Raw genomic sequence first — 24,159 nt, forward strand, 5'->3', positions numbered from 1 at the left:
ATCACTATATATAGAACTTAGAATGCTCGCCGACCCAAGATGTTGTATTCATCGTCTATTATTGCCACAAGACGATGCAAACCACGCTGCTTAAAATTGTGGATAAAAAGGGTCGATATCAGGAGAAATCGCGCGCGTGTCGGCAGTTACGGCCCCGACCCTTTTCCCTGACTCTGTGGATAACCTGTAGTTATAAATAGATGAATGGAGTGATCATGACACCGCATGTGATGAAACGAGATGGCTGTAACGTGCCTTTCAAATCAGAGCGCATTCAGGAAGCGATTCTGCGTGCAGCTAAAGCAGCGGGAGTCGATGACGCAGATTACTGCGCCACCGTCGCAGACGTCGTCAGTAATCAGATGAAAAACCGCAGCAAGGTGGATATCAACGAGATCCAGACCGCGGTGGAAAACCAGCTGATGTCGGGTCCGTATAAACAACTGGCTCGCGCCTACATTGAATACCGTCACGACCGGGATATCGAGCGTGAAAAACGCGGTCGCCTGAATCAGGAGATCCGCGGCCTGGTCGAACAGACCAACTCTGCGCTGCTCAACGAAAACGCCAATAAAGACAGCAAAGTGATCCCCACCCAGCGTGATCTGCTGGCCGGTATCGTGGCCAAACACTATGCCCGTCAGCACCTGCTACCGCGTGATGTGGTGCAGGCGCACGAGCGCGGGGATATTCATTATCACGATCTCGACTATTCGCCGTTCTTCCCGATGTTCAACTGCATGCTGATCGACCTGAAAGGTATGTTGACCCACGGCTTCAAGATGGGCAACGCCGAGATTGAGCCGCCAAAATCCATTTCTACTGCCACCGCGGTCACGGCGCAGATCATCGCCCAGGTCGCCAGCCATATCTATGGCGGTACCACCATCAACCGTATCGACGAAGTGCTGGCTCCGTTTGTTGCCGCCAGCTTTGCCAAGCATCGCCAGGTGGCGGAAGAGTGGCAGATCCCGGATGCGGACGGCTATGCCCGCACCCGCACCGAGAAAGAGTGTTACGACGCTTTCCAGTCACTGGAGTATGAGGTGAACACCCTGCACACCGCCAACGGCCAGACGCCGTTTGTCACCTTTGGCTTCGGTCTGGGCACCAGTTGGGAATCACGTCTGATCCAGCAGTCCATTCTGCGTAACCGCATCTCGGGTCTCGGTAAAAATCGCAAAACCGCGGTGTTCCCGAAACTGGTGTTCGCCATCCGCGACGGCCTGAATCATAAGCCTGGCGATGCCAACTACGACATCAAACAGCTGGCATTAGAGTGCGCGAGCAAGCGCATGTACCCGGACATTCTGAACTATGACCAGGTGGTGAAAGTCACCGGTTCGTTCAAAACCCCGATGGGCTGCCGCAGCTTCCTTGGCGTGTACGAAGATGAAAACGGCGAGCAGATCCACGACGGTCGTAACAACCTGGGCGTGATCAGCCTGAATCTGCCGCGCATCGCGCTGGAAGCCAAAGGCGACGAGGCCGCCTTCTGGACGTTGCTGGACGAGCGCCTGCTGCTGGCGCGTAAGGCGCTGATGACCCGTATCGCCCGTCTGGAAGGGGTCAAAGCCCGTGTCGCCCCGATTTTATATATGGAAGGGGCCTGCGGCGTGCGTCTGAAAGCTGATGACGATGTGTCGGAGATCTTCAAAAACGGCCGCGCTTCTATCTCGCTGGGCTATATCGGCATCCACGAAACCATTAACGCCCTGTTTGGCGACCAGCATGTCTACGACAGCGAGGCCCTGCGTGCGAAAGGCATCGCTATCGTCCAGCGTCTGCGCGACGCGGTGGATCGCTGGAAAGATGAAACCGGCTACGGGTTCAGCCTCTACAGCACTCCGAGCGAAAACCTGTGCGATCGCTTCTGCCGTCTGGATACCGCCGAGTTTGGCGTGGTAGAGGGTGTCACCGATAAGGGTTACTACACCAACAGCTTCCACCTCGACGTGGAGAAGAAGGTGAACCCATACGATAAGATCGATTTTGAAGCGGCCTACCCACCGGTCGCGAGCGGCGGCTTTATCTGTTACGGCGAATACCCGAACATTCAGCACAACCTGAAGGCGCTGGAAGACGTGTGGGATTATAGCTATCAGCACGTGCCCTATTACGGGACTAACACACCAATCGACGAGTGCTACGAGTGCGGCTTTACCGGCGAGTTCGAATGCACCAGCAAAGGCTTCACCTGCCCGAAATGCGGTAACCACGACGCCGCCCGCGTCTCCGTGACCCGCCGCGTGTGCGGTTATCTCGGCAGCCCGGACGCGCGCCCGTTCAACGCCGGTAAGCAGGAAGAGGTGAAGCGCCGCGTGAAGCATCTGGGGAATGGGCAGATCGGGTAAGTTCTGCGCAGGGTTTTTCCCCTCACCCTAACCCTCTCCCCACAGGGGAGAGGGGATCGATCAAGCACATTGTTAAGCCTGGACCTGGTTTTCGCAAAGCACCTGACGTCAGGGCAAGGCGGCAAGCGAGCGAATCCCGGGAGCTTACATCAGTAAGTGACCCGGGTGAACGAGGGCAGCCAATGCCGCCATGGCGTCAAGTGAGAAGCAATGCTTTTCGCCATGCTTTTCGCAAAGCAATTGACGTCAGGACAAGACGGCAAGCGAGCGAATCCCGGGGAGCTTACATCAGTAAGTGACCCGGGTGAACGAGGGCAGCCAACGTAGTCATGGCGTCAATTGAGAAGCCATGCTTTTCGCAAAGCAATTGACGTCAGGACAAGGCGGCAAGCGAGCGAATCCCGGGGAGCTTACATCAGTAAGTGACCCGGGTGAACGAGGGCAGTCAACGTAGTCATGGCGCCAATTGAGAAGCGAAAATGAATTATCATCAGTACTATCCCGTCGACATCGTCAACGGCCCTGGCACCCGTTGCACTCTGTTTGTCTCCGGCTGCATTCACGAATGCCCCGGCTGCTACAACAAGAGCACCTGGCGGCTGAACTCCGGGATGCCGTTTACCGCAGAAATGGAGCAGCGGATCATCGACGATCTCAACGACACACGCATTAAACGCCAGGGGATCTCCCTCTCCGGCGGCGATCCCCTGCATCCGCAAAACGTCCCGGATATTCTGAAGCTGGTGCAGCGCATTCGCGCCGAGTGTGTGGGAAAAGATATCTGGGTGTGGACCGGCTACAAACTGGATGAATTAAACGACGCCCAGATGCAGGTGGTAGACCTGATCAACGTGCTGATCGACGGCAAATTTGTGCAGGATCTGAAAGATCCGATGCTTATCTGGCGCGGCAGCAGTAATCAGGTGGTGCATCAGTTACGTTAATTTAAAATCGGCTCAAACACTCCATCGCCACGGTTTTAAACCCGGCAAAGTTGCTGCAACCGCACAGCCGGGTCATCGCCCGCTCACGCAGGAAGGTGACGAAAATATCGTAGATGGCCATCGCCTCTTCATACTCGCTTTTGCTGATGGCGAGCAGGAAGATCACGTGCGCGGTGTCGTCGCCCCACTGAATGCCGTGCGGGGCGAGCACGGTATAGACCACGGTTTTTTGCGCCAGCAACCCGAGGGAGTGCGGCAGCGCGATGCCGTCGCCGAGTAGGGTGCTGACGATGGCTTCACGTTCCACCACCGAGTCGAGAAACTCCGCGTCAACAAACCCCTCCTCCTGCAGCTGGCCGCACAGCTCCCGGAACAGCGTTTGCTGGTCGATGGGGCGATCGATGACGCGGAAATGGCTGGCGTCGAAGAACTTCTCCAGCATCCACGGACGCGTTCGGTCCACCAGCACCAGCTTGCCGATCTGCTCGAGCTGGTAGTCGGTCGGGAACGGGGCGATCAGCACCACCGGCTTGGCTTTCTCCGCGATCCGCGCGGTGGAAATGACAAAATCTTCACTGATGTTCTCGCACTGCTCGTACTCCCGCAGCGTCAGGGTGCGCGTCACCTCGATTTGCGGGTACTTACGCTGCAACACCGCCTCGATCATCCGTACCATTGCGTTGCCCGCGTCGCAGACCAGCATCACCCGCGGCTGGCGCTGATAGCCAATGTTGTAGTGCCGCTCCAGTCCCACGCCGATGTGCAGCACCAGAAAACCGATCTCGTTTTCGCTGATCACATAGGGGGTGTATTTCCCCCAGCTGGAGACCGCGGCGAGGGTCATATCCCACGCCATCGGGTAGTGCTGCTTGATGTTATCCAGCAGCGGATTGGGGATCATGATCTGGTAGCGCACGCGGGTGATCATGGTTTTTATGTGGGTCAGCAGATCCGCGTGTAGCTGGCTGTCGTCGAGCAGGTTGTAGTTAAAGTGGGTGTTGATGTAGCGCAGGATGTAGTTCACCAGCGCCTCTTCATCATCAGCGTTGATGGCGCTTGGGGAGATCTCCTGCACCTGGCGCGCGGCGATATGTACCCCCAGCCAGGTCTCTTCCGCAGGCGAAAGCGTCTTATCGGCCAGCCGGGCGATGGCGCTGGCAATATCCCGGGCGGCATCGCGCACGTTTTCCGCCACCTCTTCGGCGTTAAATTCCGGCAACGGATAACCTTCGCTGATACGCCGCACCGTCACCGCGCCGTAGAGGCGTAAAAACAGCTCACCTTCATCGGTGAGGCGAATATGGTGTCGGGTAAAGGTCTCATGCAGGACGGCGGCGAGCTGTTCCGGCACGCCGGCGTTGAGCGCCACTTCCGTCACCAGCGGATTAAGGCTGTCCTGCTGCGCCAGCTGCCACAGCAGGTCGGTCAGGCAGGCGCGGATCGCCATTTCACTGCCAAACAGCTTCATGCCGTGGCGCGGGCGGGTCTCCAGCGTCAGGCGATAACGATGAAACCACTCGCGCACCTCCGCCATATCGCTTTGCAGCGTGGCGCGGCTGACAAACCACTCATCGGCCAGATCTTCCAGCTTGAGGGAGAAGGCGGAGGTCAGAAAGCGCACCACCAGGTAGTGCACCCGCTCCGGGCCGGTACGCGGAATACGCAGCATCCGCGGGTGGGAGTCCTGTAGCTGCTGATAGCGGGCCGGATCGTCGATTTTCAGCTGATAGCCGTTCCCGCGGCTGAGAATAAATTGCGCCCCGTTTCCTGCCAGCAGCGCATTGAGTGCGGTAATGTCAGCCCGGACGGTACGCGTGGATACCGACAACCGTTGCGCCAGTTCGTCCTGAGGCAGCGTTTCGTTTTGCAACAGGTCGAAAAGTTGCGCTAAACGTTGGTTGGGAAATCGCACGGGGTTGTCCTCTTACAGCTTAAGGTGAAATGACCATCTGGGATGGGCTGCCGACCGGCGTATAGTCTGGCTCGGCGTTCAGCTTGCCGTCCTGCGCCACGCGGAAACGGGTAATGTTGTCGCTGCGCTGGTTCATGACGTACAGCCAGCGCCCCTGTTTATCCAGCGTCAGGGTGCGCGGGTAATCGCCACGCGTCCAGACATCGTCCTGATGCGTCAGCGTGCCCTCCGCTGTTACGGTAAAGTGCCCGATGCTGTTATGCAAACGGTTAGCCACATACAGCTGTTTACCATCTGCACTTAATGCCAGCCCGGCGGCAAAACTGGTGCCTTTATAACCTGCTGGCAGGGAAGAGATCGTTTTGCCTTCTTTCAGCCTGCCATTGTTATCCAGTACGTAATGGGTCAGCGTAGAAGCCTCTTCGTTAATCAGCCACAGAGCATCGCCTTTGGGCGTAAAGACGAAATGGCGCGGCCCGGCCCCTTTCGAGGAGGCACTGATAAATGGCGGATCGTTCGGGATCAGCTTCCCGGCTTGATCGTCAAAACGGTACTGATAAATACGATCCAGGCCCAGATCGGTGGAAAATACGTATTTCCCGCTCGGATCGGCGGCGATCATGTGCGCATGAGGACCATTATGATCGCTGATGGCAAAACTTCCTTCAGCGGCCGCCTCGGGTTTTGCTGCACCCGGATCACCCTGATCCTGATGTTTGTCCGTGGCGTCTCTCAGGCTGCCGTCAGCGTTGATCGGCAGAACCGCAATCGAACCGCTGACATAGTTCGCCACCAGCAGATGTTTGCCGTTCGGCGTCAGCGAGAGATAGACCGGCCCTGCACCACCGGAAGCCACCTGATTAAGCTCACTCACCTCGCCGTTATCGCCCACGCGCAGCGCCTGCACCACGCCCTGCTCAACTTCGCTTGCCAGATAGAGCGTTTTGCCATCCTTTGAGGTGGTCAACTGCGCGGCGTTCGGCAGTTTGCTCACCAGGGTTTTGTTGGCGAGCGCGCCGGATTGCGGGTCGACGGTAAAGCGATACAGCCCTTCGCCGTTGGGGTTGTAGGTGCCCACCCAGGCGTACTGCGTCTGGGCAACGGCAGCGGTGGCAAGTAAAGAGAGTGAAGCGACAAGCAGGTTACGGGTATGCATGGTGGCTCCTTTAGGTGTGTGCGGTTTGTTTCCCCTCACCCCAGCCCTCTCCCCATAGGGGCGAGGGGGTAATCGTGCCCTCTGCCCTTTGGGCGACGGAATAATCGTTCCCTCTCCCCTTTGAGGCGAGGGAGTAATCGTTCCCTCTCCCCTGTGGGGACAGGGTTAGGGTGAGGGGTAAGGTTTTTATTATTTCACCAGCTTCTTCGTCATCTCCAGCAACGTGCGCACATCTTCCGGGCGCGTATCGCCGCTGGCTTTGTCGATAATCGAGCTATAGATATGCGGGATGATCTTGCTGACACCTGCGTCCAGGGCGATCTGCAGGATCTCCTCGTAGTTTTCCAGATCGATACCGCCGGTCGGCTCCAGCCAGAAGTCGTGACGGGCGCAGGCTTCCGCCACCGCTTTGTATTCGTCACGGCACTTCAGGCCACCCATCGGGAAGTATTTGATCGAGCTGCCGCCGAAATCCTTCAGCAGGGCAATGGCGGTTTCCACCGGGACGATGCCGTCCGGCGCCTTGCTGCTCAGCGGGCCAGTGGAGATCTTGACCATGCCGACGGTGCCGGTCGGGGAAACCAGGCCGTTAACCACGGACTCGCTTTGCCCCAGCAGCGCACGGCTGGTGGCGACGCCGGTGAAGACCTGGTTGACGTGCTGCGGCTGCACCTGGCGGGAGATTTCGCTCACCATCGCCGACTGGTTCGGATCCCCCGCGCCGAGGCCCACGGAGAGCGCATTATCAATCAGTGCCGCGTATTCGCGCATATCCGCTACGGCGCTGTCCACGTCCGGGTAGTTTTTAGAGAGCACGCCCACCAGCACATGACCTTCTGCCGCTTCATAGATAGCGCTGGCATTGGCTTTGGATCCGGCCAGCACGTTCAGGCAAACGCGGTCGCGGTAAAAATTGGGGGTCAGTTTCATGCCTTCTTCTCCTGGCCTAATACTTCGCTGATGCGGCGATAGACGATATTCAGTTGGTCTGCGCTGACGCTACGCACGTCGGCTTCGATGATCCCTTCGTTGGCCTTGTAGCCGCGGAAGTAAATCGCGTACTCGCCCTGCTTCAGGGCGCTTACCAGGTCGCCAGTGCCGACCCCGGTAGTCGCTTCGTCGAACTTAATCTCGGTGCGGGCGATGTCGCGACCGGCGCTGTCCCAGACCACGCGAGCCGTGACGCCGTTCAGAGTATTCAGGGCATCGATAAATGGCGTCATCTTCGCCACCATCTCGTCGCCGCTCTCTTTGGTCGCCGTCAGGTAGTGTTCGATGGCGCAGGTCAGGCCGAGAATGCCCTCTTTGCCCACCTTCATGGCGCGGCCAATACCCGCCGTCTGGCGTTTCACCCACTCCACGTACTGGGTTTTGCCGATCACCAGGCCGCTGGTTGGCCCTTCGATCGCCTTCGCGCCGCTGTAGATCACCAGATCTGCACCGGAACGGTAGTAAGTCTGGAGATCTTCTTCTGCCGCCGCATCGACGATCAGCGGCAGCTCGTGCTTACGCGCCACAACCGCCGCCTGCTCGACGCTGAGCATGCTTTTCTGCACGCAGTGGTGGGATTTGATGTAAAGGATCGCCGCGGTGCGCGGGGTGATCGCCGCCGCCAGCTGATCGGCGGAGCATTCGTTGGCGTAACCGGCTTCCACCAGCTTGCCGCCACCCAGCGCCACCATGGTGCCGACCGGCGCGCCAAAGTTGACGTTATGGCCTTTCGGCAGGACGATCTCGTTGTTTTCAATCGGGGTCACGTGCAGGTTTTCCAGCAGCCAGTCGCTGTCTTTGACCAGCACCGCCGCCACCGACTGGGCGATGCCCGCCGAGGCGCAGGAGACGACGGTCGCGCCTTCCACGTCCAGCAGCTTCGCGATGTACTCCCCGGTTTTGTTGACCAGATCTTTCATCTCGAAATACTGGTTCATACCGTCCATGGCCGCCTGCACCACTTCCGGGCGCGGGGTAGAGACGCCGAGCGCGGTCATGCGCCCGGAGGTGTTAATCACCTGTTTTAAATTGTACTTCTCAAAAATTGAAGGCATGTTCCGTGCTCCCTTGTTCGGTCATGTAGCCCTTGCCCGCGCGGATCGCGGCAAGCGGCACCAGAATGTGTTCGGCCTGCAGGCTGTCGTTTTCAGCATCCACCAGCAGCGTGGGCTGGCGTTTCAGGGTGAACAGCGTCAGGTCGGCGTCGAGGCCAGGCTGAATGCGGCCTTTATGGGCCAGGCGCAGGCCGTCGGCGGCGTTCGCGGTGACACACTCAATCACCTGCGGCAACGACATGCCGATGGCGAGGAATTTCGACATCACGCTCGCCAGCGAGCCAACCGGGCCGTTGAGGCGGTTGCGGCAGTAGATATCCGAGCTAATGGTGTGCGGCAGAATGCCCATCGCAATGGCGCGTTTCGCCACCTCAAAGCTGAAACTCGCCGTACCGTGGCCAACGTCCAGCCGCACGCCGCGCTTCAGGGCAGACGTGATGGAGGCGCGCAGCTCGCCGGACGGGGTCAGAATGCGGTTCGGTTTGCCGTTGTAGCAGTGGGTAATGATGTCGCCGGAACTCAGCAGCTCTGCGATTTCGTCGAGGTTTGGCGGGTTGTTGCCAATGTGCACCATCAGCGGCAGATCGCCGTTCTCTTTCTGAATGGTTTTGGCGCGTTCCAGCGGGGTAATGCCGTTTTCACCCACCACGCTGCTGCTCATGCGTGCTTTCAGGCCGACGATAAAATTCGGATGGCGTTGTACCGCCTGTTTCACCGCATCGGCGTCGATGTTGGCCATATTGGCCAGTTCGTTCTGGGCAATCAGCCCGACGCGGGAGATGTTCAGCAGGGCAAACACCTCGGTGGAGGCTTTGCGGGTAATGTTGTAAAAGTCGTCCACGTCATCTGCCCCGGTGCTGCCCGCGTCCACTACGGAAGTGACACCGGTGGCAATGCCCACGCTGTCCGGCTCGTCATGGTAAATCGGGGAGTTCGGGTAGCAGTGGACGTGGGAGTCAATCCAGCCCGCGCTGACGTAAGTGTCACCGTTCAACTCAACGGTACGGTGTGCGGGATCGGTGATGTCGCCAACCGCCGCGATCTTCCCGTCCTGAATGGCGATATCGGTCAGGGTATCGTCGGTGAGGCGCGCACGGCGCAGGAGTAAATCAAACATGGGGTTCTCCTGATAAGGCGGGCGCCTGAGCGCCCGCGGGTATTAAAGGGCGACCGGGAACAGCCAGCCTAAAAGCATTGCACCGAGGATGGCGCCACCGGTAATCGGCTTCTGCCAGATATAGAACAGCAGTGCGCCCAACAGTGAACCGATGCCGATGGGGATCGACGCGGTCATCGCGCTGAGGATAATCAACGGCCCGAGGAAGCGGCCGGAGGCGTTACCCGCTCCCATCATCACGTCAGCCCCGTAGGTGGAGTTGCTCTGATTGATGGTGAACTTACGCGCCAGGATGATGACGTAACCAATCGCCAGACCAATGACCAGGCCGGTCGCCAGCGAGGCGACAAAGTTGGTCACCGGGAACATGATGCCCGCCCCCAGCAGCAGCGCCGGCACACCGAGGCCTACGCCGGTCTGGATCGCCCCGCCGATATCGAGGATCCCCACCAGGGAGCCTTCGATAATACGGGCGAACAGGAAGCTGGCACCGAACGCCGCCACTGCGCCGTAGGCACCGGTATCGATGCCCGCTTTCAGCATCGCCACAAAGGCCACTTCGTTAAACGCGCCAATGCCGTAGAGGTAGTACATGTGTGTCCCGGCGAAGACGCCGGAGGAGAGCAGGCCAACGAAGATCGGGAACGACCAGTCGGCATACCAAAAACCTTTATTCTGTTCCATTTAGAGGCTCCTGTTACTTGCCGCTGAGCGAGTTGTGGATCATGTCGAGCCAGTTCGGCACGGTCAGATGGAAGGATTCAATCATCTTCATGTCGAAGCCGCGGAAGAAGCCGCTCAGCACAAACAGCGCTACGATAGCGACCATCATCACTTTGGTGACATGGTTCCAGCCGCTCTCTTCCACGCCTTTGCCAATCAGGATCCCCAGCACCAGACCCGGTACGGCGTTACCCATGATCAGCTGCGCCGCGCCGCCAAAGACGGTGGCCCAGAAGCCGGATTTTTTGCCCGCGTCGATGGCTGCCAGCCAGAAGATCACCGGCATCACGGTGTTCACCAACAGGTTCGCCGCCGGAACCAGTACCTTCACGGCGGTGACCTGAAGGGCTGCCGGTACGGAAGAGGCGGTAAGGTTCAGGAAGGTGACGACCAGCATGCCGATCACGCCGCAGGCTATCGCCATTTTGCGTGGATCATGCAGCGTCTCGCCGACGTTGCGGTTTTTGATCATCAGCGCCGCGGCACCCCAGTTCGGGATGATGCGGTGGTCAACGTCCTGGGTGAAGGAACCCGCCGCCACCGACGAGGCCCAGGCGTTGAAGAAGAAGCCTAACCCAAAGGAGAAGTGAGACGCCGGATCCCCTTCACAGGAGTTCAGCTCCCCCAACGTACGAAACGCGCCCATACCCTGTGTGGTAGGCGCATGAAACATGCGTGCAGCCCCGGCACCAACGCCGACGCCAACCAGGCCGCCGATGATGAGCGATTTTATTAAAATTATCAGGAACATTAGTCTGCCCTATTAGTAAGAATCAGCGTTGCGTGACAAAGTCCACCTGGTCCAGATTGATGGCAGTCACGTTGACGGTCACATCCAGCTCCACGCTGTAGGTGCGTCTTTCCCGGCGCAAAAAGAAGAACAGAAACGCCTCTTTACGCACCGCTTCTTGCGCCTGAACAACCTGCACATCCTGTGGCTCAATACGCAGTAAGATATGCGGTGATGCTTTCATCACCGCGGCCTGAACATGGTTCAGCGCGTCGGCAAAGGCGCGCGCTTTGGCGTCACCCTTGCCTTTTACTCTCACCGTGGTGGTGAACTGTTCTTTCATGCTTATGCGCCGTGCTTCTTCTGCCACGCCTGGACCAGACGCTCACCCAGCTCTTCTTTATCCATAAAGCCAAAACCGAGCACGTTGCAGCCTTCGTTGATGGCGGTCACGCCCTCTTCCACGGAACGCATGCCGTACTTCGCTTTGTAGCCATATTTGGTCTGCGCGGTGATAGCACCTGCGCCACCGCTGCCGCAGAAGGAGATGCCGAAGGTCGCGTTTTCCGCTTTCATCACATCGCCCAGCTTCATGTCTGCCGCCATGCCTGGCACCACCACGGCGCGTCCACCTGCTTTTTCAACGCCTGCTGCAACCTTCTGACCTTTACCCAGGCGATCGCCGATAACGACTGTAATTTGTTCCATGATGTACTCCTTAAAGGTTGTCTTTTGCGACTTCAAAGTGAACGGAGAGCAGCCAGGCTTCTTCATCAGGAAGGTTGCCAAACTGCGCCACGACGTCCCGGGCAAGCTGCATTGATTCAGGTGAAATTTCGTCGAACAGGTCAGCCTCAACCTCCGGCAGCGGCTCGCCGGTCACTGACCGGTGCGCCATGGCGCGAACGTGGGAGGTCAGCATCTGCTCCTGAACGGCATTGGGGATAATGTGGTGATGACTAAGCAGCGTGAACGTCTGCTTGAGCATGGTGTCGGCCAGCTGTTCAGTTTGCGCCGCCTGGTCTCCAGTGTCGTTTATTACCGTTCCGTTAATCACTCGTATTACCCCGTTATTGGCTCTGGGATAAAACTAACGCTGGCTGTTGCTGGTTTGTAGCGAGTTGTTTTCCACTTCGAAGTGGAAAGGAGAGCGGCGCCAGTGATCTGTGCCACATAATTAGGCTCAATGATGATTTTCCGCTGGTTTTACGTGATGAATATCACGCTCCTGAACGGGAAAAGCGGCGTGGTGGAAGTGAAAAAGTTTACGAGCAGACTCGTAGAAATGTGAGCTGGATAAGGTTTTCTTATGGGGATTGGGTAGAGTGGCTGCGGGTGCTTGAGACTGACCGTCTCATGCATGGGACGGGAAGTGGAAAGCCCCACCTGAATAAAAATCAGGGATGGGGCCCGAAACAACACGTCCTAACACGTGAAGTTCGCTGCCTTACCCGCTTAAGAAGCAAGGAGGCATCCATGAAACGCACACAACTTATTATCAGAGTCGCCACGATTGCCGCAATAACAGCAATTTTGCTGACGCTGATAACCCGTCGAACCCTTTGCGAAATTCACTATCGCAACGGTTCACTGGAAGTGACTGCCCGACTGGATTGCAGCTCTGGCAAGGAGTAGAGCTATTATGCAGGGGGAGAGCAATCCCCCTGCATTTTATGAGTGTATCAAGGACGTACGGCTCAGGCACCCATTAACGATATTTTTTGTGATAGGTATTACGTGTGGTCACAAATCCATCGGCCGCCGCCTGCGCCTCTTTTACTTTGCCTTCATTGGCCAGCTTCAGCGCGCCGTCAATCTGCCCGACCAGCGTCTCCAGCCCGTGACGGTAATCTTTCATCTCCGCGCTGTTCTCCGCTTTACCTTCCAGCTTCGGCGGCGTCTCTTTTTGCGCGTCCACCGCGGCGGCACGCATTTTGGTCAGTGCGCCTTTCATTTCCGCCGCATTGTCCGTTTTCTGCACCACCTTCAGGTTTTCGCTGAGGGTGTCCATATTGTCTTCCAGGTCGGCAAAGACCGACGTACTCAATACCAGCGTTGAGGCTGCGAGGATAGCTAACAGATTTTTACGCATTGCTCACTTCCTTTTTTATTATTAAAAAAACCGACGAATACCCTGAATAATTCGCGTTGCAGGACAAGGCACTTGTGCCCTGAACAGCGCGCGCGCTGGCCCCAAAGGGCCGAGTAACGCGGCAAGCGCGTGAACGCCCGGGAGCTTACAGAGTAAGTGCCGGGATGAACGCGCGCTGCCAACGCATCTGCAGCGTGAAGAATGGCGGGTATTACTGGCCGGCGATCTTCATCTCCGGTAACAGCACCGATCCGCACTGGATATTACTGCGCGTTTCGATATCGTTGCCTACCGTCACGATATTGCGCCACATATCTTTTAAGTTGCCGGCGATAGTAATTTCGCTCACCGGGTACTGAATTTCACCGTTTTCGACCCAGAAGCCAGACGCCCCGCGGGAGTAGTCACCGGTTACGCCGCTGACGCCCTGGCCCATCAACTCTGTTACCACCAGCCCGGTGCCCATCTCTTTCAGCATCTGCTCAAAGCTCAGGCCGCGGCCAGGGATACGCCAGTTGTGGATGCCGCCCGCATGGCCGGTGCTTTGCAGCCCCAGTTTGCGCGCGGAGTAGCTGGTCAGCAGCCACTGAGTCAGGATGCCGTCTTTAATGATATCGCGACGTTCCGTGCGCACGCCTTCGCTGTCGAACGGCGTAGAGGCCAGCCCTTTCAGCAGGTGCGGATGTTCTTCAATGGTCAGCCATTCCGGCAGGATCTGCGTGCCCAGCGCGTCGAGCAGGAAGGTCGATTTACGGTATACCGCGCCCCCTGCGATTGCCCCGACCAGATGCCCGAACAGCCCGGTCGCCACTTCATTGGCAAAAATAACCGGTGCTTTCATGGTAGACAATTTTCGTGGAGCCAACCGGGACAATGTGCGTTTTGCGCACTCCATCCCCACCCACTCTGGCGACGCCAGATCGCCCATCGCACGGCCAATGGTATAGGCGTAATCACGCTCCATATCGCCGTTCTCCTCCGCAATCACGCAGCTGGAAAGCGAGTGACGGGTAGAGCTATAGCCCTGCAACATGCCGTGGCTGTTGCCAAAAACTTTAATGCCGTAGTGGCTGTTAAAGCTGCCGCCTTCGGTGTTGGTGATGCGCTTATCGGCATTAAGGGAGGCCTGTTCAGCGCGCGCCGCGAAATCAATGGCTTCGCCAGGGGTCACTTCTGCCGGGTGGAACAGATCCAGATCCGGGGCCTCAAAGGCCAGTAATTCTCTGTCTGCGACGCCTGCATAAGGGTCCGGGGAGGTGTAGCTGGCGATATCCAGCGCCGCCTGCACGGTGCGCGCAATGGCATCCGGGCTGAGGTCGGTGGAGGAGGCGCTGCCTTTACGGTTCTGGTGATATACAGTAATCCCGAACGCGCCATCGCTATTAAATTCAACGGTTTCCACCTCGCCATAGCGGGTGCTGACACTCAGACCGGTGGTTTTGCTGACGGCGACTTCTGCCCCGTCGGATTTCGCTGACGCCAGCTCCAGAGCCATGGAGACAGCTTCTTCCAGTGCTTTACGCTGCGCTGCAACTTGTGAGATCACTTTCATCGTAAATGCCATAATGTAAGGTGTAGTTAGCTGAAGTCTAACAGAGAACCGTTTCTCAGTACGCGCCTAAACTGGTAAGATTAGCCTCTTTTTTTAAGGAGCCTGACATGACTAAGCAGCCCGAAGACTGGCTCGACGACGTTCCCGGTGATGACATCGAAGACGAAGATGATGAGATCATCTGGGTCAGTAAAAGTGAAATTAAACGCGACGCCGAAGAGTTAAAACAGCTTGGTGCGGAAATGGTAGAACTGGGTAAGAACGCGCTGGATAAAATCCCGCTGGATCCCGATCTGCGTGCCGCCATCGAACTGGCACAGCGTATCAAGAAAGAGGGCCGTCGCCGCCAGCTTCAGTTGATTGGTAAAATGTTGCGCCAGCGCGACGTAGAGCCTATTCGCCAGGCGCTCGATAAGCTGAAAAACCGCCACAACCAGCAGGTTGCCCTGTTCCACAAGCTGGAACAGATCCGCGATCGTCTGATTGATAATGGCGATGACGCCATCGCAGAGGTACTGAACCTGTGGCCGGACGCCGACCGCCAGCAGTTGCGTACGCTGATCCGTAATGCCAGGAAAGAGAAAGAAGGGAATAAGCCGCCGAAGTCTGCGCGTCTGATCTTCCAGTATCTGCGCGAGCTGGCGGAAGCCGAAGGTTAAAAACCGCGTTATTTTCCCCCTCTTCCCAACGGGCCGAGGGGGTGAATGTTCCCTCTCTCATTCAGGGAGAGGGAAAAGATTACACTGCCGCTTCTGCTTTCTTTGCCAGCCCATCCAGCAGCTTCTGATGGATCCCACCAAACCCGCCGTTGCTCATCACCAGAATGTGATCGCCAGGCTGCGCGGTTTTCACCACCATCTCCGCTAACGTATCCACATCGGCACTCCAGTGCGCAGGCTGGACGCAGGCTTCGGCCACTTCTGCGACCTGCCACGGAATATGCTGCGGCTGCAGCAAGAAGACTTCATCCGCACGGCCTAACGACGGCGCGAGATCGTCTTTGCAAACGCCCATTTTCATGGTGTTGGAGCGGGGTTCCAGTACGGCCAGAATGCGTGCCGTGCCGCCCACTTTGCCGCGCAGGGCAGCCAGTGTTGCGAGGATCGCCGTCGGGTGATGGGCAAAATCGTCATACACCGTCACGCCATGGGCTTCGCCGCGCAGTTCAAGACGGCGGCGGGCGTTGATAAACGATCCCAGCGCATTCGCCGCATCGGCAGGCAGTACGCCCACATGACGGGCTGCGGCAATCGCCATCAGGCCGTTATGCATGTTGTGTTCGCCCACCAGCCCCCAGTGGACTTCCCCGACTTTTTCACCCTCCAGCAGCACTTCCCACTGGGAGGCGTCGTTGGTGAGCTTTTTCGCCTGCCAGTGGCCCTGCTCGCCTACCAGCTCCTGCTCACTCCAGCACCCCATCGCCATAGTCTGCTTCAGGTTGACGTCGTTTTCCGGAAGGATGATGCGCCCCTGGCCCGGCACGATACGCACCAGGTGGTGGAACTGCTTCTGAATCGCTTTCAGGTCATCGAAGATGTCCGCGTGATCGAACTCAAGGTTGTTGAGGATCAGCGTGCGCGGGCAGTAGTGAACAAATTTAGAGCGCTTATCAAAGAAGGCGCAGTCGTATTCGTCTGCTTCGATGACAAAAAACGGGCTGTCGCCCAGGCGGGCAGAAACCTCGAAATTCCCCGGTACGCCACCGATCACAAAGCCTGGCTTATAGCCGCAGGCTTCCAGGATCCAGGTCGCCATTCCGGCGGTGGTGGTTTTGCCGTGCGTGCCCGCAACAGCAACAACCCAGCGATCGCGCAGCACAAAGTCATGCAGCCACTGCGGGCCTGACATGTAGGGAATATTCCTTTCCAGCACGGCTTCCACGCATGGATTTCCACGGGTCATGGCGTTGCCGATGATCACCAGATCCGGCTGCGGATCCAGCTGGCTGGCATCGTAACCCTGAATAAGATCAATGCCCTGGTTTTCCAGCAGCGTGCTCATAGGCGGATACACATTGGCGTCCGAACCTGTCACTTCATGGCCCAAAGAGCGCGCCAGCATAGCCAGGCCGCCCATGAAAGTGCCACAAATCCCCAATATATGAATGCGCATACGTCACTATCCTTCTTCAATGTGGCGCACATTTTACGCATATGTCTGCGGCAGAGAAACGCATTTCAGCGAAATCTGTATGTTGCTGGCGCGATTCACCTCTGCGCGAAGATTTGAAAGTTTGTTAAGATTGTTGGGCATCAACAACTTTACTCAACATCCAATGCAGGGAAGGTGTTATGAAAACGTTAGGTGAATTTATTGTCGAAAAGCAGCACGAGTTCTCGCATGCTACCGGTGAACTCACTGCTTTGTTGTCGGCAATAAAGCTGGGCGCCAAGATCATCCATCGCGATATCAATAAGGCCGGTCTGGTCGATATCCTGGGTGCCAGCGGTGCTGAAAACGTGCAGGGCGAAGTTCAACAAAAACTCGATCTGTTCGCGAATGAAAAACTCAAAGCTGCACTGCGCGCACGCGACATCGTTGCGGGGATCGCCTCTGAAGAAGAAGACGAAATCGTGGTCTTTGAAGGGTGTGAACACGCAAAATATGTCGTTCTGATGGATCCGCTGGATGGCTCCTCCAACATCGACGTTAACGTCTCTGTCGGCACGATCTTCTCCATTTACCGCCGCGTTACCCCTGTCGGCACGCCGGTTACCGAAGAAGACTTCCTGCAGCCGGGCAACAAGCAGGTTGCCGCGGGCTATGTGGTTTACGGCTCCTCCACCATGCTGGTTTACACCACCGGCTGCGGGGTGCATGCCTTTACGTACGATCCGTCGTTGGGCGTGTTCTGTCTCTGCCAGGAGCGCATGCGCTACCCGCAGAAAGGCAGCACTTACTCCATCAACGAAGGGAACTACATCAAATTCCCGGCGGGCGTGAAGAAATACATCAAATTCTGCCAGGAAGAGGATAAAGACACCCAGCGTCCTTATACCTCCCGTTATATCGGCTCCCTGGTAGCGGATTTCCACCGCAACCTGCTGAAAGGCGGCATCTATCTCTACCCAAGCACCGCCAGCCACCCGGAAGGTAAACTGCGTCTGCTGTACGAGTGCAACCCGATGGCCTTCCTCGCTGAACAGGCGGGCGGTAAAGCCAGCGACGGTAAAGAGCGGATCATGGATATCATCCCTGAAAGCCTGCACCAGCGCCGTTCGTTCTTCGTCGGCAACGATCATATGGTGGAAGACGTCGAGCGCTTAATCCGGGAATACCCGGATGCCTGATGTGTTAGTTTGAGAAAAAGGGGCCAGCTGGCCTGAAGCATCCCCACACAATATTGGCACGGTCGGCTCCCTCTCCTCTTTGGGGAGAGGGCTGGGGTGAGGGGGAGCATGCGACTAAGGTGGTTGTTCCGTTCACTTTACGTTCAGCACTTCTCTGTCAGCCGCGTCACCCGTGAACGTGTGAAGGGGGCTCGCCGCCGCCCCCTTCACAATCCCGGCTCCCGGCAAAGAAAATCGCCGCTTCGCGGTGCCCTCAGCTTATTCCTCCAGGCTTTCGGGTCGGGCACCAGCCTGCATCCCTGCAGGCTATGCCCTCTCGGCGCGTCCCTGCGCCTCGCCCCGGCCTTGCGGAAACGCTTCGGCGATTTTCAGCCGGACCAGGGAGTCGCTGTAAGCTATTCATTAAATCGATACTATTTTATTGCTTTAAGAACAAGGCAATTATCAGGGACTCCTCCCACCATCCAACCCCTTACTTTCCCCGTGATTTATACCTTTTTCGCTATAAAACTATATAAAAATGCTGCTGTAACCCGCTGAATCAATCCGTCATCATTATGGCGTTCAAGGTGTGTTCAACGGAAATTCGCAGAAATGAAAAATCTCTCTCGCGCAGCTACTGGGATCGACCTCAATCTGATTCCGATCTTTATTGAAGTTGTCAGGTGCGGGAGTATGGCCAAAGCCTCTTTACGTCTTGATATGTCCAGACCGGCCGTGAGCATGGCGCTGAAACGCTTTGGGATGCTTTTTAATGTGCCGCTGTTTACCCGCCAGGGTTTGTTTCTGGAGCCAACGCCTTATGCGCTGCATTTGACCGTCGAGATGGAAAAACTGCTGGGCTTGATCCATGACCAGATCGCCAATGCGCCGTCCATGGGTGAGAGCATTCCGGCGCCTGTTACAGCGCCGGAATGTGATGATGCTACGCCTGTTGCATCGACAGTTTAAACGACGACATCGCCTCGATAAGCTTGCGCGACTGCTCTTCCAGCGAGCGCGTCGCGGCGGAAGACTGCTGGACCAGCGCCGCGTTTTGCTGGGCGGTTTCGTCCATCTGATTGACCGCAATATTAACCTGCTCAATGCCCCTGCTCTGCTCGTGCGATGCGTTAGCAATCTCACGCATCAGGCGAGTCATGCGCATGACCTCGCTGGCGATCTCATCCATGGTTTCACCCGCCTGCTGCGCCAGCTCGCTGCCTTCGCTGACGTGTGACTGCGAGTCGCTGATCAGGGTGCGGATCTCTTTTGCCGCATCGGCGCTGCGGCTGGCGAGTATACGCACTTCACCGGCCACCACCGCAAAACCACGGCCCTGCTCACCCGCGCGGGCGGCCTCTACCGAGGCGTTGAGCGCCAGGATATTGGTCTGGAAGGCAATGCCGTCGATAACGCTGAGAATATCGGCGATACGGTCGGCGCTGCCGGAGATATCGCGCATCTTCTCAATCACGTAGCACACCATTTCGCTGCCGCGGTCAGCGGTATCAGACATCGTCTTCGCCACCTGATGCGCCTGCTCGGCGTTATGGGCGTTCTGTTTCACCGTGGCCGTAAGTTCTTCCATGCTGGCTGCGGTCTGCTCCAGCGAGGTGGCGGTGGATTCGGTGCGCTGGGCAAGATGCATGTTGCCGGCAGTCAGCTCCCGGCTGCCGGTGTCGATCTGGGAACTGGCATCGCGCACGCGCAGCACCGAGCCCATCAGCGACTGGCGCATCGCTTCGATGGCGGCATTCAGGCGGTTAAACTCCTGGCTTGCGGGAACAGGCAGAGTGTGGGTCAAATCCCCGGCAGCCACGTGTTCAAGCTGGGCGATAGAGGTGGAGAGCGGCTTCAGGAGCATATGACGCAGTGCCAGCCAGGCCAGCACAATAATCCCGGCGGTCAGCAGCGCGGCGACGATAATCAGCATCATTACCCGGTTTTTACTGGCCTGCACCGCCGCCACTTCGGCTTTACCGCGGCTGTTGCTCCAGGTCTGGAAGGCCTGCATGTCGTTATCAAACTGACGTGCCACCGGCACCAGATGGTTCTCCAGCAGATCGTAATAGGCATCCGCGCTCTGCTCTTTCAGCGCGTTCTGCATCGGCACGATCCCCTGGTCATTATAGGCTGCGAGGCTTGCCGCAACCTTCTTCAGCAGCAGTTCGCCTTCGGGATCGTTTACCCCGCTATCGATCACGTTTTTCAACGTGGTTTGTGCCTGCGTGATTTCATCATTGATGTTTTTCACCGCTTTTGCGGCGTCATCCAGCAGACCCACCTCCATCATGCGCACGGCCTGCCCTGCTTCGTTGCGCGCGCGCAGGATCAGGGTGTAGCCCGAGTTAAGCTGCACCAGCTGTTCACCCTGAAGATGATTAATGCGCTGCAGTGAAGCGGAACTTTGTGTGAGGGCATAAATGCCGATACCGCTGACGAGCAGCAGCAGGAGGGTCATGACGGCCAGTAACGAAAGCAAGCCGGTACGAATCGATAGCGTTTTAAGCATGATGTAATTTCCGGTAGCGAGATAAATCTGGACAGAATTAAGGGTTATCGGCCGCTACCGGAAAAGATTTAGACATTGCGAAAATTCAGCAAGTTATCCCTTGCTGGTCGTTGTGCTCACGCGGGTGACAGGCGAGCTTTGGCGGTTCTCCCAGAGCACCGTCAGGCCGCGCTGCAGGGCGATAAAGATAAACAGCAGGATGCCTATCGCAATCTTGGTCCACCACGAACTTAGCGTGCCGTCGAAGTTGATATAGGTCTGGATCAGCCCCTGGATCGCCACGCCAAACAGCGTCCCCAGCACCGTGCCGACCCCGCCGCTCAACAGCGTGCCGCCAATCACCACCGAGGCAATCGCGTCCAGCTCAACGCCCACACCCGCCAGGGCGTAGCCTGCCTGGGTATAGATGGAGAAGACAATCCCCGCCAGCGTCGCCAGCCCGGTTGAGAGCATATAGATACGGATGGTGGTGCTGCGGGTGGAGATCCCCATCAGGTTGGCAGAGGTCGCGCTGCCGCCGATGGCGTACACCTCGTTACCGAAGCGGGTACGGTGGGCGAGGAAAATACCGATCACCACCACGCCCAGCATCACCAGCCCGAGAATACTCAGACGGCCGCCGCCGGGAATTTTCCACGCCAGGCTGGAGAGCGTGTCGTAAACCGGATGGTTAATCGGGATCGACTCTTCCGACACCAGATAGCTGACGCCGCGCAGGAAGAACATCCCGGCGAGGGTGATAATGAACGCCGGGATCTTCAGCGCATCAATCAACAACCCCATAAAGGCGCCGAAGGCGCAGCCCATCACCAGCACCAGCGGGAAGGCCAGCAGTGGGGAGATCCCCCAATAGCCGATCGCTTTCGCCAGGAAGACGCCGGTAAAGGCGATCACTGATCCAACGGAGAGGTCGATACCGCCGGAGAGGATCACGAAGGTCATGCCGACGGCGATGATCCCAAGAAAGGCGTTATCGGTCAGGATGTTGCAGATCACACGCGTCGAGGCAAAACCGGGGAATTGCGTCAGACAGTAGAGATAGCCCAGCACGAACACGCCCAGGGTGATCATTAACGGTAAATTACGTTTTATCATGGCCACGCATCCCCTTAATAAGACTGATAAAGCGCGGCGACTGGACGATCAGCACGCAGAGCACCACTACCGCTTTCACCACCTGGTTTAACTCGGGCGAGAAACCAGACAGCAGGATCCCGGTGTTCATTCCCTGGATAATCAGCGCGCCAATCACCGACAGCAGCAGGTTAAAGCGCCCGCCCATCAGCGACCCGCCGCCGATGACTACCGCGAGGATCGCATCCAGCTCCAGCCACAGGCCCGCGTTGTTGGCGTCGGCCCCGCGAATATCGGCCGCGACAATGATCCCGGCGATGGCGGCGCAGACCCCGCTTAAGACGTAGGTCAGCATCACCATCAGGCGGGTGCTGACCCCGGCGTTTTTCGCCGCGCGAATGTTAATCCCCACCGCTTCAATGAACATCCCGAGGGCGGTTTTGCGGGTGAACAGCCAGAACGCAATCAGTGTCACCACCACGATAATCACTGGCGTCGGGAAGAACAGCAGCGAACCGCTGCCGATCCATGCCAGATTGGGGGCGTTAAAGGTGACGATCTGCCCGGAGGTGATCAGCTGCGCCACCCCGCGTCCGGCTACCATCAGGATCAGGGTGGCGACGAAGGGCTGTATTTTGAGGATCGCCACCAGGATGCCGTTCCACAATCCTGCCAGCACGCCCGTTCCCAGGGTCACCAGCAGCACCACCGGCAGGCTGTGTCCGGCCACGGTCATCGAGGCCGCGGTGGCGCCCGCGATAGCCATCACCGCCCCTACCGACAGGTCGATACCGCCGGTGGCGATCACCAGGGTCATGCCGATCGCCAGCAGGGCCACCGGGGCCGCGCGGTTTAAGATATCAATCGGGCTGCCGAACAGGCGGCCATCCTGGAGGATAATCTGATAAAAATGCGGCGAAACGAGGCTATCCACCAGCAACACCAGCAGCAGCGCAATGATTTGCGGCGTCCCGGTGGGCCAACGGAAGCGGCGTTTCGGCTCGCCAGTTTGAGTCAGTGAACGTGGCATCACGATCTACTCCTTATGCCGCAATGGCGTTCATGATTGCCGGAACGGACAGCCCGTCCAGCGGGATCTCGGCCACCTGCTGCCGGTCACGCATGATGATCACGCGATCGGCATAGCCCACCAGCTCCTCCAGTTCCGAGGAGATCACCAGCAGCGCCAGGCCGTCGGCGCAGAGCGTTTCGATCAGGCGGATGATCTCCGCATGCGCCCCCACGTCGATGCCCCGTGTCGGCTCGTCGAGGATCAGGAACTGCGGTTTGGTCAGGAGCCAGCGCGACAGCAGCACCTTCTGCTGGTTGCCGCCCGAGAGAAATTCGATGGGCTGTTCGGCGCTCGGGGTGCGGATCCCCAGCTGGCGAATAAAGCGCTCGGCAATAGCGTTCTGCTCTTTACGCGGGATTGGCCGCAGCCAGCCGCGCTGGGCTTGCAGGGCCAGAATGATGTTTTCACGCACGGAGGCCGCGGCAATAATCCCGTCGGTTTTGCGATCTTCCGGGCAGAAGCCGATCCCGAGGCTGGAGGCCTGATGCGGCGAACGCAGCGCCTGGGGTTTGCCTTTGATCAGCGCAGTGCCGGTGTCGGCTGGTTTAATGCCGAAGATCACCTCTGCGGTTTCGGTACGGCCTGAACCCAACAGCCCCGCCAGGCCGACGATCTCGCCAGGGCGGACTTCCAGGTTAAACGGCGCAATGGTGCCTTTCTTGCCGTAATCCTTGAACGCCGCAATGGGCTTTTCACTTAGCAGCGTCCGGCCCGCACGCTGGAGGGCGTTGGTCTCCAGCTCGCGGCCAAGCATCATTTTCACCAGCTCGATTTGCGGCAGCTCGCGGGTTTCGCGACAGCCAACAAAGCCGCCATTACGCAGCACGGTAATGCGGTCGCTCACTTCGTAGACCTGATCGAGGAAGTGGGTGACAAAAATCAGGCTCACCCCCTGATCGCGCAGCTGACGCATCAGGGTGAAGAGCATCTCCACCTCCTGGGTATCCAGGCTGGCGGTGGGTTCATCGAGGATCAGCACTTTGGCAGAGAGATCGATAGCGCGGCAGATAGCGACGATCTGCTGCATCGCCACCGAAAAACGGTTCAACGGTTCGCGCACGTCGAGGGAAAAGCCGTAGGATTCCATCAGCCGGGTGGCGCGGGCTTCCATCTCTTTGCGACGCAAAAAGCCAAAACGCCGCGGCTCGCGACCGATAAACAGGTTATCAGCGACCGACATGTTCGGCAGCAGGTTCACTTCCTGATAGACCGTCCCGATTCCCAGCTGCTGGGCATGGGCGGTATTTTTTGGCGAAATGGCCTGGCCTTCCAGCCAGATAGTGCCGCGATCGGCGTGATACACGCCGGTCAGGGCTTTAATCAGCGTGGATTTCCCCGCGCCGTTTTCCCCAAGAAGGGCCATGATCTCGCCGCGCCGTAGGCTAAAATCGACGTTATCCAGCGCTTTTACGCCGGGGAAGAATTTGCTTAAGCCCTCTGTGCGGAGGATTTCCTGGTGTTGTTCAGTGGTCATATTTTCCCCCTCACCCTAACCCTCTCCCCGGAGGGGAGAGGGAATTGATCGTGCAAATCTTTAATTTTCTGCCCAACCCGCCTTTCCCCTTCTCTCCTGTGGGAAGAGAGAATTGAACGTGCCAGGCTTT

At 57.8% G+C, this 24,159-nt stretch carries 23 protein-coding genes; 6 read left to right on the forward strand and 17 right to left on the reverse strand.

The genetic code is table 11. The features are described 5' to 3' along the window. The first annotated feature begins 215 nt into the window (after positions 1–215). Positions 216–2,354, forward strand: coding sequence for an anaerobic ribonucleoside-triphosphate reductase (gene nrdD / locus C3F35_RS09315; protein WP_032616252.1), 2,139 nt, complete (start codon positions 216–218; stop codon positions 2,352–2,354). 479 nt (positions 2,355–2,833) lie between these two features. Next, a complete protein-coding gene (gene nrdG, locus C3F35_RS09330) occupies positions 2,834–3,298 on the forward strand; it encodes an anaerobic ribonucleoside-triphosphate reductase-activating protein (protein ID WP_032616251.1) in 465 nt (154 codons plus the stop codon). A gap of 1 nt (position 3,299) precedes the next feature. On the opposite strand, the gene C3F35_RS09335 is transcribed toward nrdG, so the two are convergent. The 10 genes from C3F35_RS09335 to C3F35_RS09380 form a co-directional block, all read right to left on the reverse strand. Next, complete coding sequence (locus C3F35_RS09335; RefSeq protein WP_059308878.1) at positions 3,300–5,210, reverse strand: BglG family transcription antiterminator; 1,911 nt, start codon at positions 5,208–5,210, stop codon at positions 3,300–3,302. 19 nt (positions 5,211–5,229) lie between these two features. Beyond that, on the reverse strand, positions 5,230–6,366 hold the full coding sequence (locus C3F35_RS09340) for a lactonase family protein (RefSeq protein WP_103793136.1): 1,137 nt from the start codon (positions 6,364–6,366) through the stop codon (positions 5,230–5,232). Between the two features lie 189 nt (positions 6,367–6,555). Next, a complete protein-coding gene (gene dagF, locus C3F35_RS09345; protein ID WP_032616248.1) occupies positions 6,556–7,296 on the reverse strand; it encodes a 2-dehydro-3-deoxy-phosphogluconate aldolase in 741 nt (246 codons plus the stop codon). Further along, positions 7,293–8,411 (reverse strand): DgaE family pyridoxal phosphate-dependent ammonia lyase, encoded by a 1,119-nt coding sequence (locus tag C3F35_RS09350; RefSeq protein ID WP_032616247.1) that lies wholly within the window; start codon positions 8,409–8,411, stop codon positions 7,293–7,295. The genes dagF and C3F35_RS09350 overlap by 4 nt, the downstream gene beginning before the upstream one ends. Then, entirely contained in the window at positions 8,395–9,528 is a 1,134-nt protein-coding gene (locus tag C3F35_RS09355) for an amidohydrolase/deacetylase family metallohydrolase (protein ID WP_103793135.1), read from the reverse strand. Before C3F35_RS09355 ends, C3F35_RS09350 begins: the two co-directional genes overlap by 17 nt. 42 nt (positions 9,529–9,570) lie before the next feature. Continuing rightward, a complete protein-coding gene (locus C3F35_RS09360) occupies positions 9,571–10,212 on the reverse strand; it encodes a DUF4310 family protein (protein ID WP_032616245.1) in 642 nt (213 codons plus the stop codon). A gap of 13 nt (positions 10,213–10,225) precedes the next feature. Then, the gene (locus tag C3F35_RS09365) at positions 10,226–11,002 is read right to left on the reverse strand and encodes a DUF4311 domain-containing protein (RefSeq protein WP_032616244.1); all 777 of its coding nucleotides are present in this window, start codon (positions 11,000–11,002) and stop codon (positions 10,226–10,228) included. A gap of 22 nt (positions 11,003–11,024) precedes the next feature. Beyond that, positions 11,025–11,324, reverse strand: a complete 300-nt coding sequence (locus C3F35_RS09370) for a DUF4312 family protein (RefSeq protein WP_006810338.1) — start codon at positions 11,322–11,324, stop codon at positions 11,025–11,027. A 2-nt stretch (positions 11,325–11,326) separates the two neighbouring features. Next, positions 11,327–11,689: an SFCGS family glycine-rich protein gene (locus tag C3F35_RS09375; protein WP_032616243.1), complete on the reverse strand. Its 363-nt coding sequence runs from the start codon at positions 11,687–11,689 to the stop codon at positions 11,327–11,329. A 10-nt stretch (positions 11,690–11,699) separates the two neighbouring features. Beyond that, the gene (locus C3F35_RS09380) at positions 11,700–12,038 is read right to left on the reverse strand and encodes a glycine dehydrogenase (RefSeq protein ID WP_098946216.1); all 339 of its coding nucleotides are present in this window, start codon (positions 12,036–12,038) and stop codon (positions 11,700–11,702) included. 419 nt (positions 12,039–12,457) lie between these two features. Between C3F35_RS09380 and C3F35_RS09385 the strand changes: the two genes are divergently transcribed. Continuing rightward, positions 12,458–12,616: a Hok/Gef family protein gene (locus tag C3F35_RS09385; protein ID WP_059308881.1), complete on the forward strand. Its 159-nt coding sequence runs from the start codon at positions 12,458–12,460 to the stop codon at positions 12,614–12,616. 73 nt (positions 12,617–12,689) lie between these two features. Here the strand turns inward: C3F35_RS09385 and cybC are convergent, their stop codons facing one another. Together cybC and pmbA are read right to left on the reverse strand one after the other, a co-directional pair. Beyond that, positions 12,690–13,073, reverse strand: a complete 384-nt coding sequence (gene cybC, locus C3F35_RS09390) for a cytochrome b562 (RefSeq protein WP_077226775.1) — start codon at positions 13,071–13,073, stop codon at positions 12,690–12,692. A gap of 211 nt (positions 13,074–13,284) precedes the next feature. Then, a complete protein-coding gene (pmbA, locus tag C3F35_RS09395; protein WP_103793134.1) occupies positions 13,285–14,637 on the reverse strand; it encodes a metalloprotease PmbA in 1,353 nt (450 codons plus the stop codon). Between the two features lie 95 nt (positions 14,638–14,732). On the opposite strand from pmbA, the gene yjgA reads away from it, so the two are divergent. Then, positions 14,733–15,284: a ribosome biogenesis factor YjgA gene (yjgA, locus tag C3F35_RS09400; RefSeq protein ID WP_059308883.1), complete on the forward strand. Its 552-nt coding sequence runs from the start codon at positions 14,733–14,735 to the stop codon at positions 15,282–15,284. Between the two features lie 79 nt (positions 15,285–15,363). Here yjgA and mpl read toward each other — a convergent pair whose 3' ends face one another. After that, a complete protein-coding gene (gene mpl / locus C3F35_RS09405) occupies positions 15,364–16,737 on the reverse strand; it encodes a UDP-N-acetylmuramate:L-alanyl-gamma-D-glutamyl-meso-diaminopimelate ligase (RefSeq protein ID WP_032616239.1) in 1,374 nt (457 codons plus the stop codon). Between the two features lie 179 nt (positions 16,738–16,916). Here mpl and fbp point away from each other — a divergent pair, with 179 nt between their 5' ends. After that, positions 16,917–17,915: a class 1 fructose-bisphosphatase gene (fbp, locus tag C3F35_RS09410; protein WP_059308884.1), complete on the forward strand. Its 999-nt coding sequence runs from the start codon at positions 16,917–16,919 to the stop codon at positions 17,913–17,915. A 594-nt stretch (positions 17,916–18,509) separates the two neighbouring features. Further along, positions 18,510–18,866 carry a helix-turn-helix domain-containing protein gene (locus C3F35_RS09420; RefSeq protein WP_051916100.1) on the forward strand — a complete coding sequence of 119 codons (357 nt, stop codon included), beginning with the start codon at positions 18,510–18,512 and terminating at the stop codon, positions 18,864–18,866. On the opposite strand, the gene C3F35_RS09425 is transcribed toward C3F35_RS09420, so the two are convergent. From C3F35_RS09425 to ytfR, 4 genes are all read right to left on the reverse strand, one after another. Beyond that, positions 18,841–20,409, reverse strand: a complete 1,569-nt coding sequence (locus C3F35_RS09425; RefSeq protein WP_103793132.1) for a methyl-accepting chemotaxis protein — start codon at positions 20,407–20,409, stop codon at positions 18,841–18,843. The genes C3F35_RS09420 and C3F35_RS09425 overlap by 26 nt on opposite strands. Before the next feature lie 93 nt (positions 20,410–20,502). Beyond that, complete coding sequence (yjfF, locus tag C3F35_RS09430) at positions 20,503–21,504, reverse strand: galactofuranose ABC transporter, permease protein YjfF (protein ID WP_032616236.1); 1,002 nt, start codon at positions 21,502–21,504, stop codon at positions 20,503–20,505. Further along, positions 21,491–22,516 carry a galactofuranose ABC transporter, ATP-binding protein YtfT gene (gene ytfT / locus C3F35_RS09435; protein ID WP_163604553.1) on the reverse strand — a complete coding sequence of 342 codons (1,026 nt, stop codon included), beginning with the start codon at positions 22,514–22,516 and terminating at the stop codon, positions 21,491–21,493. The genes yjfF and ytfT overlap by 14 nt, the downstream gene beginning before the upstream one ends. Positions 22,517–22,526: 10 nt before the next feature. After that, complete coding sequence (gene ytfR / locus C3F35_RS09440) at positions 22,527–24,029, reverse strand: galactofuranose ABC transporter, ATP-binding protein YtfR (protein ID WP_032616233.1); 1,503 nt, start codon at positions 24,027–24,029, stop codon at positions 22,527–22,529. Between the last annotated feature and the right edge of the window lie 130 nt (positions 24,030–24,159).

It is taken from the genome of Leclercia sp. LSNIH3 (assembly GCF_002935105.1).
Classification (GTDB): domain Bacteria; phylum Pseudomonadota; class Gammaproteobacteria; order Enterobacterales; family Enterobacteriaceae; genus Enterobacter; species Enterobacter adecarboxylatus.